Genomic DNA, 16,994 nt, shown 5'->3' on the forward strand with positions numbered 1-16,994 from the left:
CCGGCGACGCCGATGCGGCCGTTCGCCAGATTGTCTGACAATCTGGGAGCAACCCGAAGGAGGCACGATGACCACCCTGACCGACGCCCGCACGCCCTTCCAGCGCGCGGAGGAGCGGACCGCGCACAACTACCACCCCCTGCCCGTGGTGGTCGAGCACGCCGAGGGCGCCTGGATGACCGACGTCGAGGGCACCCGGTACCTCGACCTGCTCGCCGGCTACTCCGCGCTCAACTTCGGCCACAGCCACCCCGGCCTGGTGCAGGTCGCGCACGAGCAGCTGGACCGGCTCACGCTGACCAGCCGCGCGTTCGTCCACGACCGGTTCGCCGACTTCTGCGCCGCGCTCGGCGACCTGTGCGGCAAGGAGCTCGTGCTCCCGATGAACACCGGCGCCGAGGCCGTCGAGACCGCGATCAAGGTCGCCCGCAAGTGGGGCTACGAGGTCAAGGGCGTCACCCCCGGCCAGGCCAAGATCATCGTGTTCACCGGCAACTTCCACGGCCGGACCACGACCATCGTCGGCTTCTCCGACGACCCCGACGCGCACAACGGCTTCGGGCCCTTCGCGCCCGGCTTCGTCCAGGTGCCGTACGGCGACCTCGCCGCGGTCGAGGCCGCGATCGACGACGACACCGTCGCGGTGCTCGTGGAGCCGATCCAGGGCGAGGGCGGCGTCGTGCTGCCTCCCGACGGGTTCCTCAGCGGGCTGCGCGAGCTGTGCACCCGCACCAACGTGCTGATGGCGGCCGACGAGATCCAGGCCGGCCTCGGCCGGACCGGCAGGACGTTCGCCTGCGACCACGAGGACGTCGTCCCGGACATCTACGTGCTCGGCAAGGCCCTCGGCGGCGGCATCGTCCCGGTCTCGGCGGTCGTCGCCGACCGCGACGTCCTCGGCGTGCTGCGGCCCGGCGAGCACGGCTCGACGTTCGGCGGCAACCCGCTGGCCTGCGCCGTCGGGCACGCCGTCGTGCAGATGCTCGCCACCGGTGAGCACCAGGCACGTGCCACCGAGCTCGGCGTCGTGCTGCGCGACCGGCTCGAGTCGCTCGTGGGCCACGGCGTCGTCGGCGTACGCGTCCGTGGGCTGTGGGCCGGCGTCGACATCGACCCGACCGTCGGCACCGGCCGGGAGGTCTGCGAGGCGCTGATGGCCCGCGGCGTGCTCGCCAAGGACACCCACGGCTCGACCATCCGCCTCGCCCCGCCGCTCGTCGTCAGCCGCGAGGACCTCGAGTGGGGCCTCGACCAGCTCGCCGAGGTCGTCTCCTCGGGTCCGCTCGGCGCCTGAGATCGGGGCCGGCGGCCCATGTAACGCGATGTTCGCCGCTCTGTCGGCACGTTGCAGCGTGCCGACACAGTGGCGAACGTCGCGTTACAAGCCCGGCCCGGCCGACTCCACGAGCGCCGGCAACGAGCCCGCGGCCAGCTCGAGCAGCCGCTCGCGGGGCACGCCGGCGGGGTCGGCGACCCAGGCGAGGACGAGCTCCTCGACCATGGCCGACCAGCCGCGGACGAGCAGCCGGTTGACCGGCGTGTCCGGGATCAGGTCGCCCCAGGGGTCCTCGGTGAAGATCCGGCCGGTCAGCGCGGACCGGGCCTCCTCGTAGATCTCGCGCAGGACGTCGTTGCCGCTCGCGGCCGCCTTGACCAGCGACTGGTAGCCGGCGTGGTTGGCGACGACGTACTCGACGTACGCCGTGACCGAGGCGAGCAGGCGCTCGAGCGGCTCTCCGCCCTCGGGCGGCGCGGTCTGGGCGATGAGGTCGTCGGCGGCGTGCCGGACGACCGCCTCGTGGAAGGCGTGCTTGCCGCCGAAGTAGTGGTAGAGCAGCCCCCGGCTGATGCCGGCCTCCTCGGCGAGCACGTCGATGGACAGCTCGTCGAGCGACCGGGTCGCCAGCAGCCGCACACCGAGGTCGAGCAGCTGGGTCCGCCGCTGCTCGGGCGCGAGCCGGGTGCGTGTGGGTGGCCTCACGCCCACCATTCTATTGACGTTTGTTCAATAGTGGCAATAGCGTGCCGGACCATGACCGCTGTCGATGCCACCTCCCCCGTGCGCCCCGACGTCACGCTCGTCGACCACCTCGTGGTGGGCGCGGGCTTCGCCGGCCTGTGCGCGGCGATCAAGCTCCAGGAGGACGGCGAGCGCGACTTCGTCGTCATCGAGAAGGGCGACGACGTCGGCGGCACCTGGCGGGACAACACCTACCCCGGTGCCGCGTGCGACGTGCCGAGCCAGCTCTACTCCTTCTCCTTCGCGCCCAACCCGGACTGGACGTCGTCGTTCTCCCCGCAGCCGGAGATCCAGGCCTACCTGCGCCGCGTCGCCCGTGACTCCGGCACCCTCGACCGCTTCCGGTTCGGCACGCGCGTCGAGGACGCCACCTGGGACGACGAGGCCGCCCGCTGGACCGTGCGTACGTCGGCCGGCACCTGGTCCGCGCGCACCCTCGTCGTCGGCGCCGGCGGCCTGTCCGAGCCGAAGCTGCCCGACGTCGAGGGCATCGCCGACTTCGGCGGGCACCTGTTCCACTCCGCGCGCTGGGACCACGACGTCGACCTGACCGGCAAGCGGGTGGCCGTCATCGGCACCGGCGCGTCGGCGATCCAGATCGTCCCGGAGGTGCAGCGGGTCGCGGGGCGGCTCGACGTCTACCAGCGCACCGCGCCGTGGGTGATCCCGCGCAACGACCGCAGCTACAGCGCCCTCGAGCGGGCCGCGCTGCGCCGGGTGCCGGGCCTGCAGAAGGCCTACCGGACCGCGATCTACTGGGGCCGCGAGACCTACGTCCCGGCGTTCACCCTCGAGCCGGGGATCGCGTTGCCGGCGCGCAAGCTCGCCGAGGCCAACATCGCCCGCGGCATCAGCGACCCCGACCTGCGCGCGAAGGTCACCCCGCACTTCGCGCTCGGCTGCAAGCGGGTGCTGATCAGCAACGCCTACTACCCCGCGCTCGCCGCGGACAACGTCGACCTGGTGACCGACCGGATCGCCCGGGTCACGCCGACCTCCGTGGTCACCGCCGACGGCACCGACCGCGAGGTCGACGTCATCATCGTCGCCACCGGCTTCCACACCACCGAGCTCCCGATCACCGAGCACCTCGTCGGCCGGCGCGGCCGCACGCTCGCCGACCGCTGGCGGGACTCCGGCATGGCGGCGTACAAGGGCACCACGGTCCCCGAGTTCCCGAACCTGTTCATGCTCGTCGGCCCGAACACCGGCCTGGGGCACTCCTCGATGGTGTTCATGATCGAGTCGCAGGTGCAGTACCTCCGCGAGGCGCTGCGCACGATGCGGGTCAACCGGTACGCCGCCGTCGAGCCGCGCGAGGACGTCTCCGCCCGTTGGAACGACCGGCTCCAGCAGCGGATGAAGCGCACCGTCTGGCACCGGGGCGGCTGCTCGAGCTGGTACCTCGACGAGCACGGCCGCAACACCACGCTCTGGCCGCGCACCACGTTCGGCTTCCGGGCCGCCCTGCGCGCCTTCGACACCGCGGCGTACGCCGTGCGCGGCGAGCCCGCTCCCCCCATCCCCAGCACCACCCACCCCACCCAGCAGACGGAGGACGTACCCGCATGAAGACGCTCGAGAACAAGGTGGTCGTGATCACGGGAGCCGGCTCCGGCATCGGCCGCGCCCTCGCCCTCGACTGCGCCCGCCGCGGCTCGCTGCTCGCCCTGTCCGACGTGGACGAGGCCGGTCTCGAGGAGACCGCCGCGCTCGTCCGCTCCGCCGGCGCCCCCGAGGTCCGCACCGACCGCCTCGACGTCGCCGACCGCGAGGCGATGACGGCGTACGCCACCTCGGTCGCCGACCAGTTCGGCCGGGTCAACGTCGTGGTCAACAACGCCGGCGTCGCGCTGGCCGGCGACCTGGTCGACCTCGACTACCCCGACATCGAGTGGATCGTGGGCATCAACTTCTGGGGCGTGCTGCACGGCACCAAGGCGTTCCTGCCCCACCTGATCGCCTCCGGCGACGGCCACGTGGTCAACCTGTCCTCGCTGTTCGGGCTGGTCTCGATGCCGGGCCAGTCGATCTACAACGCGACCAAGTACGCCGTCCGCGGCATGTCCGAGGCGCTGCGCATCGAGATGCTCTCGGCCGGCCACCGGGTCGGCGTCACCGTCGTGCACCCGGGCGGCATCAAGACCGCCATCGCCCGGAACGCCCGGGTCTCCTCCCGCGAGGACCAGGCCAAGACCGCGTCGTTCTTCGACAAGAAGCTGGCCAAGACCACCCCGGAGAAGGCCGCCGAGGTGATCATCGCCGGCGTCCTGGCCGACAAGTCGCGGGTGCTCGTCGGCAACGACGCCCACGCGCTGCACTGGTTCGGCAAGCTCGCCGGCGCGCGCTACCAGGACGTCGTCGCGCGGGTCTCCAAGAAGGTGCTGCCTGCCAAGACCACGGTCGTCTGACCCGACCTCCGGCCGGGGCCACCGCTGCTAGGCGGAGGTCCCGGCCCGGTCGCGACGGGAGCGACGCGGCTGCGTGCGCTGCGACCCGTCGGGCCGGGTGCGCAGCGGGCCGACCAGCCGCGGGCCGGCCAGCCGGCTCTCGAGCCGGGCCGCCTCGCGCTTGACCGGCTGGGCGACGTACTCCCCCAGGATCACGCCGGCCGACAGGGCCATCGCGACCGAGCCGGCGGTGACCATGGCGAGCAGGCCGGCGCTGGTGGAGCCGCCGCCCTCGGCGAGCAGGGTGAGGCCGCGGTAGATCGAGAGGCCCGGCAGCATCGGCACGACCGCGGAGACGACCACCACGAGCGGCGGCACGCGCAGGCGGCCGGCGACGGTGTAGCCCACCAGGCCCACGAACAGCGCGGCCAGCGCGACCGACCAGGCCCGCCCGATGCCGGGCGCCGCGACGGACTGCGAGATCGCCATCGCGACCGCGGAGACCAGCGCGATCGGGGCCAGGCTGCGCCGAGGTGCGTACGACGCGAACGCGAAGGCCGCGGCCGCGAGCGCGGAGCCGAGGATCATCAGGCCGACCCCGGAGAGCGTGCCGCTGCCGGGGTCGAGCTGCGGCACCTCCACCCCGACCGCGTAGGCCAGGCTGATCCCGCCGCTGACCCCGGCGATGATGCCGGAGGTGGCCAGGATCGCCTCGGTGAGACGGGCCCCCGCGGTGATGTAGAAGCCGGTGAGCGCGTCCTGCAGGGCACCGAAGAACCCGATGCCGGCCAGCAGCATGACGATGTTGGCGGTGACGACCAGCGAGGGGTCGAGGGCCAGCGGCGTCGCCGCCACCAGCAGCGCGATGATCGTGGCCAGGCCGCCGCCGGCGACCTGCTGGTAGAACGCCGGGTAGCGCCGCCGCGACATCCGCAGCTGCAGCCGGTCGATCGCCATCGCGGCGAACAACGCGATGAGCACCACCGCCAGGTCGCCGCCGAGCTGCAGGCCGACGCCGCCGCACATCAGGCCCCACCCGACGGTGATCGCCCACCGTGGCCGGTCGTGGCCCGAGGAGGTGATCCGGCCGAGCTCGGACCGGGCCTCCTTGAGGTCGACGTCCTGGCGCAGCAGCGCCCGGACGAGGTGGTCGACCCGGGTGAGGTGCTCGTAGTCGATCGCGCGCTGCTTGACGTAGCGCAGCTGGACGATCGCCGGCTCGTCGGCGGCCGGCTGGTGGCTCATCGACATCGAGGTGAACGTGATGTCCACGTCGACGTTGCGCAGGCCCAGCGCGCGGGCCACGGCCTGCATCGTGGCGGTCACGTCGGCGGCTCCCGCACCGGACGCCAGGAGCAGCTCGCCGATGCGCAGCGAGAGGTCGAGGGTCTGGGTGATCGTGCGGACCGAGAGCTCCTCCGACGCCGACATGGCGCCGATGCTAGACAGGGCGCATGGCGCTCACGGAGGGTCCCCCGGCCGGCTCCCGGATCACGGTGGCGATGACCAAGTGGGGCGACCGCCCGCACTGGCGCTACGACGCGGTGCTGCTCGGCTCCGACGCCCACGGCGACTGGTTGGGCGTCGCCGCCGGCACGTCGATGACCCGGCCGGGAGCGTCGTACGTCGCCCCCACCGACCAGGTGGTGCTGGTCCCGCCGGCGGGCCCGGACCTCGAGCGGGCATGGGTGACGACCTTCCACGGCGAGGGCGGGCCGATCGAGGCGTACGTCGACATCACCACCCCGCCGGCCTGGGACGGGGCGACCCTGCGGGCGGTCGATCTCGACCTCGACGTGCTGCGCGGGCTGACCGGCCGGGTGTGGGTCGACGACGAGGACGAGTTCGCCGAGCACCGGGTGAGCCTCGGCTACCCGCCGCAGGTCTGCGACCTGGCGGTGGCCTCCTGCGACCGCGTGCGGGCGCTCGTGGCGGCCGCCCACGCGCCGTACGACGGCACCGCGCGGGAGTGGCTCGCCCGGGTCTGACGCAGCGGCGAGGACGCGGCTCGCCCGCCCGTGTGCTTCGCTGGGCGCGTGCGGATCGACTTCCGGCCCTCGCCCGAACCCACGCTCGGCGTCGAGTGGGAGCTCGCGCTGGTCGACCGCGGCTCCCGGGACCTCGTCAACGCCGCCTCCGAGCTGCTCGGCGCCGCCCAGGAGCGGTTGCCGGACCCGGGCCGGCTGCACAAGGAGCTGCTGCGCAACACCGTCGAGGTCGTCACCGGCGTGTGCCACACCGTCGGCGAGGCGGTCGAGGAGCTGCGACGGACGCTGGAGGTCGTGGTACCCGTCGCCGACGAGCTGGGCGTCGACCTGTACGGCGGCGGGACCCATCCGTTCGCGTCGTGGACCGCCCAGCAGCTCACCGAGGGCCACCGCTACGAGGAGCTGATCAACCGCACCCAGTGGTGGGGCCGCCAGATGCTCATCTGGGGCGTCCACGTCCACGTCGGGCTGCCCGAGCAGAGCCGGGTGATGCCGGTGCTGTCCTCCCTGCTCAACCACTACCCGCATCTGCAGGCGCTCTCGGCGTCCTCGCCGATCTGGGCGGGGGTCGACACCGGCTACGCCTCGAACCGCGCGCTCATGTTCCAGCAGCTGCCGACGGCCGGCCTGCCGTTCCAGTTCGAGCAGTGGGCGGAGTTCGAGTCCTTCGCCGCCGACCAGCTGCACACCGGCGTGATCGACGAGCTCAACGAGATCCGCTGGGACGTCCGCCCCGCGCCCCACCTCGGGACCCTGGAGAACCGGGTCTGCGACGGCGTCTCCTCCTTCGACGACCTCGCCGCCATCGTCGCGCTGTGCCACTGCCTGGTCGTCGACCTCGACACCCGCGCCGCCGCGGGCGAGCAGCTGCCGACGATGCCGCCGTGGCACGTCCAGGAGAACAAGTGGCGCGCCGCCCGCTACGGCCTCGACGCGATCGTCATCCTCGACGCGGACTCCCAGGAGCGGCTGGTGACCGACGACCTCGCCGACCTGCTGGTCCGGCTCGAGCCCACCGCGGAGCGGCTCGGCTGCGCGGCCGAGCTGTCCTCCGTGGCGGACATCCCCCGCCGCGGGGCGTCCTACCAGCGGCAGCGCGCGGTGGCCGAGGAGTCCTCCGGCGACCTGGTCGCGGTCGTGGACTCCGTCGTCACCGAGCTGCGCGACGGCCTCGGCCGCTGACCGCCCCTCAGTAGCCCTCGGGTGGCGCCACCATCTCCAGGCGTACGCCGAGCAGCCGGACCGGCCGGTCCCGCTCCACCCGGTCCAGCAGCCCGGCGGCCGCGTCGGCCAGGACCGCCGGGTCGTCCGTCGGCGCCGGCAGGGTGCGGCTGCGGCTGGTGGTGAGGAACGGCCGGTAGCGGACCTTGATCCCGACCCGGGCCGCCGGGCGCCCCTCGGCCTCGATGTCGGCCGCGGCGGCCCGTGCGAGCCGGCGCACGGCCGCCTCGACCTCCGCCCAGTCCTCCAGGTCGACCTGGAAGGTCTCCTCCCGTCCGTGCGCCCGCGGCACGTACGGCGTCGGGTCGACCGGGCTGCTGTCCACGCCGCGCCCGAGCCGGCGGTACCACGGGCCCATCGTCGGGCCGAGCTCCGCCGCCAGCAGGCGCACGTCGGCCGCGGCCAGGTCGGCCACCGTGTGGATCCCGAGCTCCGCCAGCCGCTTGGCCGTCCGCCGCCCCACGCCCCACAGCGCGTCGGTCGGCCGGTCCCCCATGACGGCGGACCAGGTGTCCTCGGTGAGCCGGAACGTCCCCCGCGGCTTGCCGAAGTCGATGGCGATCTTCGCGCGCAGCTTGTTGTCGCCGATGCCGACCGAGCAGTGCAGCCCGGTCGCCTCCAGCACCGCCGCCCGCACCTGCTCCGCCAGCTCCTCGGGGCCCGTGGCGGTCCCGGCGGTCTCGGCGGTCCCCGTCGTGCCGGCGGTGCTGGTGGGGTCCCTCCCCCCACCCCCTCCGCTGCCTGGGCGACGGCCGGGTCGACGGCGAGGAACGCCTCGTCCCAGCCGAGCACCTCGACCACCACCGGAGCGCCGTCCCAGGTCACCGCGCGCAGCGTCGCCATGACCTCCGCCGACGCCGCGTCGTAGGCCGGCTTGTCGACCGGCAGGAACACCGCGTCCGGGCACCTGCGCGCCGCGACCCGCAGCGGCATCCCGGAGCCCACGCCGTGCGCCCGGGCCTCGTACGACGCCGTCGACACGACCCCGCGCTCGGTCGGGTCCCCGCGGCCCCCGACGACCACGGGCCGGCCTGCGAGCTCGGGGCGCCGGAGCACCTCGACCGCGGCGATGAACTGGTCGAGGTCGACGTGCAGCACCCACCCCGTCCGCGGGTCGCGCGCCCTCGTCATCGCGGCGGGGGCGGCAGGGCGTTGGTGGACTCCATCTGGTCCATGCCGGTGATGAGCAGCAGGTCGACCACGATCGAGCGCAGCTGCACCAGCACGACCTCGGCGTTCATCTCCGTGGCGCGCTCGACCCGGCCCGAGGCGTCGCCGACCGCCAGCAGCGCCCCGCGGGCAGCCTCCGGGGTCCGGTCCGCCTCCAGCTCCTCGGCCACCCGGTCGGCGGCCTCGGCCACGTCGCGGGCCAGCCGCGCGTAGGAGGGCGGCACCGGCCGCCGGTGGTAGGCCAGCACCGCCACCTGCCGCACGAGGACCCGCGTGCTGCGCAGGGCGCGGTCCAGCGGCTCGACCAGGTCGCTCATCCGGCGCAGGCCCGCCCGGTGACGGACCCGGAACGGCGAGGACGCCACGACCGACCGGCCCTCCTCGGCGGCCGCCTGCAGCTCGCGGATCAGCCGGTCGGTGGACCGCGCGTCGCTGAGCAGCGCCATCCCGCGCTCGGAGGCCCCGTCGTGCATCACGTCGGCCGCCGAGCGCATCAGCGCGGCGATCTTGCGGATCACCACCGCCGCCTGCTCGCGGGGCCGGCGCAGCGGCGCCGAGGGGACCGCCGTGGCGGCCACGAGCGCGACGGCGCCGCCCACCAGGGCGTCGGTCCACCGCACCAGTGCCGCACCGGGGTCGGGCACCAGCGTGGAGACGACGATCGCCTGCACGGCCGCCTGGGTGACGACCAGCTGCCCGCCGTCGAGGAGGAACGCCGTCGACATCGCCAGGGCGACCACCAGGACCAGCTGCCACGCGCCGGTGCCGATCTGGAGGGTCAGCAGGTCCCCGATGAGCACACCGACGGCGACGCCGACCGTGACCTCGGCGACCCGCCGCAGCCGCTGGCCGTAGGAGGTGCCGAGGCTGACGACCGCCGCGACCGGCGCGAAGAACGGGGTGGGGTGGCCGAGCAGGTCCGCAGCCACGAACCAGGCGACCCCGGCGGCCACCGCGCACTGGCCGATCTGCCAGCGCTTGGCCGACAGCCGGGCCAGCCGCGCGCGCAGCGACGTGCGGCTCCGGGCCCGCAGACGGTCGACCGGCCCCGGCTCGTGCATGCCCACGATCGTGCCAGACCGGTCGACCCCTCACCCCACCCCTCACCCCGCCCCTCACCCGGTGTCTCCGTGCCGCCACGACCGGCCCGACCAGCCGGCGCCGCGCGCGCGGCCCGGCGTCAGGACGCCGAGGCCTGCGACCGCGCGTAGTTGATCGCCCGCTTGATCTCGGCGAGGTCGCGGTACCAGGTGCGCACCTCGCTGCGGCACCGGACGCGGGCCACCTCGGTGTCGTACTCGTTGCACTCCGCGCGAGCCTCGGAGTCGGTCGGCGGGAACTGCTCGCTGCCGTCGTACCGCCGGATCTCGAAGCCGTTCTGCTTGTCGCCGGTCACGCTGACGATGGTGCTCGGCACCGGCTTGTAGACCTTGTCCTCGCCACCGGTCGCAGTCCCCGCGCCCGCCAGCGCCGCACCGCCGGCGACCCCGCCGACGACCAGTCCCGCCAGGACCCCCGCCACCGCCCCTGCCAAGCCCACCGTGCCGACCGTGCCCGTCGCCGCCCGCGTCCCGTTCCGCATGCCCATGTCCGTCTCCCGAGGAGTCACGCACCGGCCAGTTCCGGTGCGAGCAGGACGCTAGGGACGCCGGCCGACCCGGCGGGCTGCTCCGTCGCCCGGCTGTGGAGGCCGGCCCCGGGGGCCGGCCTGTGGACGACAGGTGGGCAGGCGTGCGGACGCGCCCTTGTGGCAACCGTCACTGCGAGCCACACTCGCCCCCACACCGCCGCGCCGGCCCGCCGGCACCCGTCGCCACCGAAAGGCCCTCCGTGGTCACTCCGATCGACCCCACCTCGCTGGCCTTCCTCATGGCCGAGAACCGCAGCATGCCGATGCACGTCGGCGGACTGCAGCTCTTCGAGAACCCCGAGGGCGCGGGGCCGGACTACACCCGGCAGATGTACGAGTGCATGCGCGACGTGGACGAGATGTCGCCGCTGTTCCTCAAGCGGCCCTACCGCTCCCTGCGCACCGCCGGCCAGCTGGTGTGGAAGCAGGACGACCAGTTCGACGTCGACCACCACGTCCGGCACAGCGCGCTGCCGCAGCCCGGGCGGATCCGCGAGCTCCTCGACCTGTGCGGCCGGCTGCACGGGACCCGGCTCGCGCGGGAGCGGCCGCTGTGGGAGGCGCACGTCATCGAGGGCCTCCACGACGACCGGGTGGCGCTCTACACCAAGGTCCACCACGCGCTCGTCGACGGCGTCTCGGCCATGCGGCTGCTCCAGAGCGTCCTCAGCGACGACCCCGACGAGCGCGGCATGCGCGCCCCGTGGGACGCCCACCCCCGCTCCGGCGCCGAGCCACGCGTCCGCGACCGCTCGCCGGTCGACCTCGCCGAGGTGCCGGTGCAGGCGCTGCGCAGCGCGCTCGGCCTCACCGCCGAGGCGGCCGGCCTGCCGGCCGCGGTGGTGCGGACCCTCACCAAGGGCCTGCGCAACGAGACCTCGGCGCTGTCGCTCTACGCCCCGCGCACCATCTTCAACCAGCGGATCACCGGATCCCGGCGGTTCGCCGCCCAGGACTGGCCGATCGCCCGGCTTCGCGCGATCGGCAAGGCGACCGGGACGACCATCAACGACGTCGTGCTGGCCATGTGCAGCGGCGCGCTGCGGGCCTACCTCCGCGAGCTCGACGCGCTGCCCGACTCCTCGCTGGTCGCCATGGTCCCGGTCGGCCTCAACGCCAAGCAGTCGCACATCGCCAACCCCGACGGCGGCAACGCGGTCGGCGCGGTGATGGTGCAGCTGGCGACCAACCACGAGGACCCCGCACGCCGGCTCGACCTCATCCACGGGTCGATGCGCGACGGCAAGGAGGCGCTGTCCTCCATGACGCCGATGCAGATCGTGGCCATGAGCGCGCTCGGGCAGGCACCGGCGATCCTCACGCCGGCGCTGCGGCTGCAGGGGCTGCTCCGACCGCCGTACAACGTCATCATCAGCAACGTCCCGGGACCGCGGTCGACCCGCTACTGGAACGGCGCGCGGCTCGACGGCACCTACCCGCTGTCCATCCCGATCGACGGGATGGCGCTGAACATCACCTGCACGTCGTACGACGACAAGATGGCGTTCGGCGTGACCGGCTGCCGTCGCACCGTCCCGCACCTGCAGCGGCTGCTCGTGCACCTCGACGACGAGGTGGCCGCCCTGGAGAAGGCCGCCGGGGTCGCCTGAGGCTCAGCCCCACCCGACCCGCTCGTCGAGGCCGCCGCCGAGCAGCCGGTCAACGGCCCGCAGCCGCGCGCGGGTGATGTCGGCGACCGTCAGCAGGCCGGCGGCGTGCGCGTTGGACCCCGGTCGGGTCGGCTCGGCGGAGTTGACCGAGACGCAGGTGCGCGTGCCGCCGTCGGCGGCGTTCGCCAGCGCTACCGCGTGGCCGGTGGTGCCGCTGCCGGCGAACGGGTCGAGCACGACCGCGTCGGGCGGCATCGTGCCGAGCACGCGGCGTACCAGCCCGGTCGGCTTGGGCGACTCGAAGACGTGCCCGACCAGCTCCTTGAGCTCGGCGACGGCGGTGTCGGTCGAGCCGACCTCCTCGGCCAGCCAGATGGTCGGCAGCTTCTTGCGCCGGCCGCCGTCGCGGTGGAGCCAGTCGCGCTGGAAGACGTCGACCCGTTCGCCGCCGCGGCCGCGGACCACCCGGCAGACCAGGTCGCCGGGGCGCTCCTCGATCAGGGGGCGACTCCACCGCCACACCGCTGGACGGCCGTCGCCGAAGACCGGCGCGACCTCGACCGCCCCGGCGAACGGCGCCGTGGCGACGCGGCCGCCCGCGGGGTCGCCCCAGAGCGGGAAGTGCAGCGTCGGCGAGGTGACCGGGTTGAACTTCTTGTTCGTGTTGCGCAGCGGCAGGTGCCGGTAGCGGCGCCCGCTCCCCTCGTCGAGCAGCGGGAAGTCGCGCTCGTCGACCGTCTCCGCGCTGCTCGCGTCCAGCGCCGTCCGGCGCGCGTCGCGGGCGTAGACCAGGAGGTACTCGTGGCTCGTCGCGAAGCCGCGCCCGAGCTGGCGGCCCTTGGGGTTGAGGTTGACCACCACCTGGGCGAGGAAGTTCTGCTCCCCCATCACCTCGTCGAGGAGCAGCCGCAGCCGCGCCGCCTCGTTGTCGTCGATGCTCACGAACAGCGCGCCGGTCTCCCGGAGCAGGTCGTGGCACGCCTCGAGCCGCGGGCGCACCATCGCGGCCCAGGCGTCGTGACGGCTGCCGGGCCGGCCGCCCGCGTCGCGGAAGTCGTCGCGGTAGGCGAAGTCGTGGCCGGTGTTGTAGGGCGGGTCGGTGCAGACCAGGTCCACCCGCTCCCCCGCGGCCGCCATCGCGCGCAGCACGTCGAGGTTGTCGCCCTCCACGAAGGTGTTCCACGGCCGCACCCGGCAGACCCTAGGTCCGCAGGGGTGGGGTTGCGGGGACGCCTGCCGGGTCACCATGAGGACGTGGACCACCGCGAGCCCCGCCGGCACGGCCCGGTGCTCCCCGGCATCCTCGTGGCGCTCGCCCTCGCGGGGCTGGTCCTGCTGCGCGACCCCGGTGCCAGCGGCGACCGGCTGCGGGAGCTGCTCGGCACCCAGGAGCGGCGCGCCGAGGCCGTCGCGCTGCCGGCCGGCACCGGCGAGTACGCCTTCGCCGCCACCCAGCCCGGCTCCGAGGAGCCGGTCAGCTGGAACCCCTGCCACGACATTGAGTACGTCGTGAACCCGGCCGGTGCACCGAGCCACTGGCCCCGGCTGGTCGAGCGCAGCATCGCGACCGTCTCCGAGGCCACCGGCTTCCGCTTCGCCTACGGCGGGGAGACCGACGACCGGAACTTCACCGACCGGATCGGCGCGCTGGGCCGGTCCGCCCCGGTCCTCATCGGGTGGGCCGACGCCGAGGAGGTCGACGACCTCGCCGGCGACGTCGCGGGCGTCGGCGGCGCGGCGTACCTCGAGACGCCCGGGCGCTGGTCGTACTCCACCGGCATGGTCGTCCTGGACACCGACGTCTTCGTCGAGCTGCCCGACGGGTCCGACCCGCGGGCGCTCGACCTGCAGGCGGCGATCCTCGACCACGAGCTCGGCCACGTCGTCGGCCTCGGGCACGTGCACAGCCGCGAGGAGCTGATGTACGCCGACAACGTCGGCCGCACCTCCTTCGGCGCCGGCGACCGGCGCGGGCTGGCGCTGCTCGGCGCCGTCCCCTGCTCCTGACCGCGTGACCTCGGCCCCGGCGGCACGTTGACCGAGCGGTCACACGTCCCACCCGCCTCGCCGATCGACAGGGTCCCCATGCGCCGTACCGCCGCCTCGCTCGCCGCCTCCGTCGCCCTGCTCGCCGGCGGGCTCGCCACCGCCGCCACCGGCCCGGCGAGCGGAGCACCCGCGCCGACCACGACGGCCACCGCCGCCGCGACCGCGAAGGTCCCTGCGAAGGTCACCGCGCGCGACGCCTGCCTGCAGAGCGTCCCCGAGCCGGGCGAGAGCGCGGAGGTGGACATCTGCTACACCGTCTTCCGGCCCGCCGGCGCCACGGCGAGGCGCCCGGTCCCGATGGTGATGCACAGCCACGGGTGGGGCGGCCAGCGCGCTGAGCAGGGCGAGGTCCAGGCGTTCCTGGACGCGGGGTACGGCGTGCTGACCTTCGACCAGCGCGGGTTCGGCGTCTCCGGCGGGCACGCGCACGTCGAGGACCCCGCGCTCGAGGGCCGCGACGTCCGCGCTCTCGTCGACGTCGTCGCCCGGCTGCCCTGGGTGCGGATGGACGGCCCCGGCGACCCCCGCCTGGGCGCGATCGGCGGCAGCTACGGCGGCGGGTACCAGTACGTCGGCGCGTTCGAGCTGCTCCGCACCCGGGGCACGCCCGTCTTCGACGCCCTCGCCCCGCAGATCACCTGGCACGACCTGAGCCAGAGCCTCGCGCCGAGCGGCGTGGTCCGCACCGAGTGGGCGCTGGCGCTGAGCGCGGCCTCGCTGCCGAGCGACGCGCTCCCGGCGAACGTCTACAAGGCGCTCGTCGAGGGCGCGGCGCTGGGCGTGTGGCCCGACGGCTCGATCCCCGGCACCGAGGACATGGTGCGGTTCTTCCGTAAGAACGGCCCGAAGTGGCACGTCGACCACGGCCGCCGCCTCGACATCCCGATGCTGCTCGGGCAGGGCACGACCGACGGCCTGTTCCCGCTCGAGCAGGGCTTCCGGAACTGGCAGCGGGCGATGACCGACCGGGCCCGCCGCCGCAGCATCTTCGTCGCCTACAACGGGGGGCACGTGCTCCCCGCGGTCCTCCCGGCGGGCACCACCGCCGACACCGACCCGTGCAGCCGGAAGCTGGCGGGCGGCGGCTTCGAGGACCTCAACGTCCGCTTCTTCGACCAGGTGCTCAAGGGCCGGCGCACGGGCCTCCGCGGCTTCGGCCGGATGCACCTCGCCACCCCCGGCGACCGCTGCACGACGATCGCCTCCCCGGCGGCGAACACCGCGAGGCGGATCGGCACGGTGGCGACGCTCGAGGGTGTCGGCACGCCGCTGTCCTACCCGGTCGCCGCCGGACCGGTCCGCGTCGCCGGCACGCCGTACCTCACCGGGCGGCTCACCGCGCTGGGCGTGCAGAACCGGGCGTTCCTCGGCCTCGCCGTCGGCACCAGCCCCCTCGACGCGCGGCTGGTGCAGAACAACGTGCTGCCCATCAACGAGCCGACACCCGTGGTCGGGCAGCAGCGGCGCGTGGCGCTGCCGTCGGTGGCGGTCGACGTGCCGGAGGGCCAGCAGCTGTACCTGATGGTCACGCCGATCTCGGACACCTTCGTCGGGATGGGCTCGCGGCTGCCGGGCGCGGTCACGATCGAGGACACGGTCGTCCATCTGCCGGTGGTGGGCCGGTGATCGGCTTAGCCTTGCGCGGGTGCGCGCCCGACTCTCCCTGACCGCCGGCGCACTCGCCTGTGCGCTCACGCTCCTCACCACCGGCGCGACCGCCGGCGCCGACCCGAGCAGCACACCGGGGCGCGGGCCGGACCTCGGCGCCGAGCGCGGTCCACGGCACACCTCGGACGACCAGCCCGGCCTGCTCGCGCCGGTCGTCCCGGGGCTGCTCCGGCAGGCCGGGGGCCTCACCCGCACCGACCCGGTCCGCTCGGCGGTGGCGCCCGGCGTCACGCTGACCCGCTGGGACGAGGCCGACCCGCGGGGGCCGCAGCGGTTCTCGCTGTTGACCGTCGACCCGTCGGTCCCGGGCGTCTCGCTGGACTACGCCGGCGCGCGACGGGTCTCCGGCACCGCCACGCTCCCGACGCTGCTGTCACCGGCGTACGCCGGCACCGGCACGGTCGCCGGCGTCAACGGCGACTTCTTCGACATCGGCGACACCGGCGCGCCGCTGGGCACCGGCCGGGACGTCGAGCGCGGCGTCCTCCACGCCCGCGCCTCTGGCTGGACCTCGTCGTTCTCCATCGACGCCCAGGGCCGTCCCGACGTGGGCGAGGTGCCGTTGCGCGCCAAGGTGACCCAGCGGCCGGCGATGCGGATCACGAACCTCAACTCCCCGTTCGTCGAGCCCGGCGGCATCGGGATCTACACCGGGGCGTGGGGCACGACCTCCGGCTACCGCGTCACCAGCGGCCAGAAGCGGGGCGTGCGGATGGTGCTGGTCCGGGGCGGCAGGGTCGTGCGGACCAAGGCGCGCCTCTCGAGCGGCGAGCGGATCCGGGGGGTGCTGCTCGTCGGGCGGGGTCCCGGCGCCCGGGCGCTCGGCACCCTGCGCAAGGGCGCGCGGCTCGACGTGCGCTGGTGGCTGCAGGGCGCGCCGCGGATGGCGATCAGCGGCAACAAGGTGCTCGTCCGCGACGGTGTGGTGGAGGTCGTCGACGACCGCGAGATGCACCCGCGCACCGCGATCGGCATCGACCGCGACACCGGCGAGGTGCTGGTCCTGGTCGTCGACGGGCGCCAGACGTGGAGCCGCGGCGCCACGATGGTCGAGCTGGCGGCCGCGATGATCGACCTGGGCGCCGACGAGGCGCTCAACCTCGACGGCGGCGGCTCGACCACGATGGTCACCCGCGGCGCCGACGGCCGGCTCGGTGTCGTCAACACCCCCTCCGACGGCCACCTGCGCCAGGTCGCGAACGGCCTGCAGGTGCGGTACCGGCCGCCGGCCGGCTGAGCCGGGCCTGT

General features: G+C 74.3%; 15 protein-coding genes and 1 pseudogene. 9 read left to right on the forward strand and 7 right to left on the reverse strand.

What is annotated here, in order from left to right:
* Window positions 1–67: 67 nt before the first annotated feature.
* Window positions 68–1,294, forward strand: coding sequence for an ornithine--oxo-acid transaminase (gene rocD / locus QWY28_RS00775; protein ID WP_300950395.1), 1,227 nt, complete (start codon window positions 68–70; stop codon window positions 1,292–1,294).
* 84 nt (window positions 1,295–1,378) lie between these two features.
* Here rocD and QWY28_RS00780 read toward each other — a convergent pair whose 3' ends face one another.
* The gene (locus QWY28_RS00780; protein ID WP_300950396.1) at window positions 1,379–1,990 is read right to left on the reverse strand and encodes a TetR/AcrR family transcriptional regulator; all 612 of its coding nucleotides are present in this window, start codon (window positions 1,988–1,990) and stop codon (window positions 1,379–1,381) included.
* Window positions 1,991–2,032: 42 nt separating this feature from the next.
* Between QWY28_RS00780 and QWY28_RS00785 the strand changes: the two genes are divergently transcribed.
* Window positions 2,033–3,592, forward strand: a complete 1,560-nt coding sequence (locus tag QWY28_RS00785) for a flavin-containing monooxygenase (RefSeq protein WP_300950397.1) — start codon at window positions 2,033–2,035, stop codon at window positions 3,590–3,592.
* Window positions 3,589–4,431, forward strand: a complete 843-nt coding sequence (locus tag QWY28_RS00790) for an SDR family NAD(P)-dependent oxidoreductase (protein ID WP_300950398.1) — start codon at window positions 3,589–3,591, stop codon at window positions 4,429–4,431. The genes QWY28_RS00785 and QWY28_RS00790 overlap by 4 nt, the downstream gene beginning before the upstream one ends.
* Window positions 4,432–4,458: 27 nt before the next feature.
* Here the strand turns inward: QWY28_RS00790 and QWY28_RS00795 are convergent, their stop codons facing one another.
* Window positions 4,459–5,841: a threonine/serine exporter family protein gene (locus QWY28_RS00795; RefSeq protein WP_300950399.1), complete on the reverse strand. Its 1,383-nt coding sequence runs from the start codon at window positions 5,839–5,841 to the stop codon at window positions 4,459–4,461.
* A gap of 23 nt (window positions 5,842–5,864) precedes the next feature.
* Here QWY28_RS00795 and QWY28_RS00800 point away from each other — a divergent pair, with 23 nt between their 5' ends.
* Window positions 5,865–6,398, forward strand: coding sequence for a ribonuclease FAU-1 family protein (locus QWY28_RS00800; protein ID WP_300950400.1), 534 nt, complete (start codon window positions 5,865–5,867; stop codon window positions 6,396–6,398).
* Between the two features lie 48 nt (window positions 6,399–6,446).
* Complete coding sequence (locus QWY28_RS00805) at window positions 6,447–7,580, forward strand: glutamate--cysteine ligase (protein WP_300950401.1); 1,134 nt, start codon at window positions 6,447–6,449, stop codon at window positions 7,578–7,580.
* A gap of 7 nt (window positions 7,581–7,587) precedes the next feature.
* Here the strand turns inward: QWY28_RS00805 and QWY28_RS00810 are convergent, their stop codons facing one another.
* From QWY28_RS00810 to QWY28_RS00825, 4 genes and pseudogenes are all read right to left on the reverse strand, one after another.
* Window positions 7,588–8,256 (reverse strand): DinB/UmuC family translesion DNA polymerase, encoded by a 669-nt coding sequence (locus QWY28_RS00810; protein WP_300950402.1) that lies wholly within the window; start codon window positions 8,254–8,256, stop codon window positions 7,588–7,590.
* Between the two features lie 158 nt (window positions 8,257–8,414).
* Window positions 8,415–8,750: pseudogene (locus QWY28_RS00815) on the reverse strand (Y-family DNA polymerase); the annotation flags it as partial.
* Window positions 8,747–9,850: an FUSC family protein gene (locus QWY28_RS00820; protein ID WP_300950403.1), complete on the reverse strand. Its 1,104-nt coding sequence runs from the start codon at window positions 9,848–9,850 to the stop codon at window positions 8,747–8,749. The gene QWY28_RS00820 and the pseudogene QWY28_RS00815, both read right to left, overlap by 4 nt.
* A gap of 119 nt (window positions 9,851–9,969) precedes the next feature.
* A complete protein-coding gene (locus tag QWY28_RS00825; protein ID WP_300950404.1) occupies window positions 9,970–10,371 on the reverse strand; it encodes a hypothetical protein in 402 nt (133 codons plus the stop codon).
* Window positions 10,372–10,619: 248 nt separating this feature from the next.
* On the opposite strand from QWY28_RS00825, the gene QWY28_RS00830 reads away from it, so the two are divergent.
* A complete protein-coding gene (locus QWY28_RS00830; protein ID WP_300950405.1) occupies window positions 10,620–12,029 on the forward strand; it encodes a WS/DGAT/MGAT family O-acyltransferase in 1,410 nt (469 codons plus the stop codon).
* 3 nt (window positions 12,030–12,032) lie between these two features.
* On the opposite strand, the gene QWY28_RS00835 is transcribed toward QWY28_RS00830, so the two are convergent.
* Complete coding sequence (locus QWY28_RS00835) at window positions 12,033–13,220, reverse strand: site-specific DNA-methyltransferase (protein WP_300950406.1); 1,188 nt, start codon at window positions 13,218–13,220, stop codon at window positions 12,033–12,035.
* 63 nt (window positions 13,221–13,283) lie between these two features.
* Between QWY28_RS00835 and QWY28_RS00840 the strand changes: the two genes are divergently transcribed.
* The 3 genes from QWY28_RS00840 to QWY28_RS00850 all read left to right on the forward strand — a co-directional run bounded on the left by QWY28_RS00840 (window position 13,284) and on the right by QWY28_RS00850 (window position 16,983).
* On the forward strand, window positions 13,284–14,036 hold the full coding sequence (locus tag QWY28_RS00840; RefSeq protein WP_300950407.1) for a matrixin family metalloprotease: 753 nt from the start codon (window positions 13,284–13,286) through the stop codon (window positions 14,034–14,036).
* Between the two features lie 78 nt (window positions 14,037–14,114).
* On the forward strand, window positions 14,115–15,704 hold the full coding sequence (locus tag QWY28_RS00845; RefSeq protein WP_300950408.1) for a CocE/NonD family hydrolase: 1,590 nt from the start codon (window positions 14,115–14,117) through the stop codon (window positions 15,702–15,704).
* A gap of 19 nt (window positions 15,705–15,723) precedes the next feature.
* Window positions 15,724–16,983 carry a phosphodiester glycosidase family protein gene (locus QWY28_RS00850; protein WP_300950409.1) on the forward strand — a complete coding sequence of 420 codons (1,260 nt, stop codon included), beginning with the start codon at window positions 15,724–15,726 and terminating at the stop codon, window positions 16,981–16,983.
* The last annotated feature ends 11 nt before the right edge of the window (window positions 16,984–16,994 follow it).

It is taken from the genome of Nocardioides oceani, assembly GCF_030412965.1.
In the GTDB taxonomy this organism is placed as follows: Bacteria; Actinomycetota; Actinomycetes; order Propionibacteriales; family Nocardioidaceae; genus Nocardioides; species Nocardioides oceani.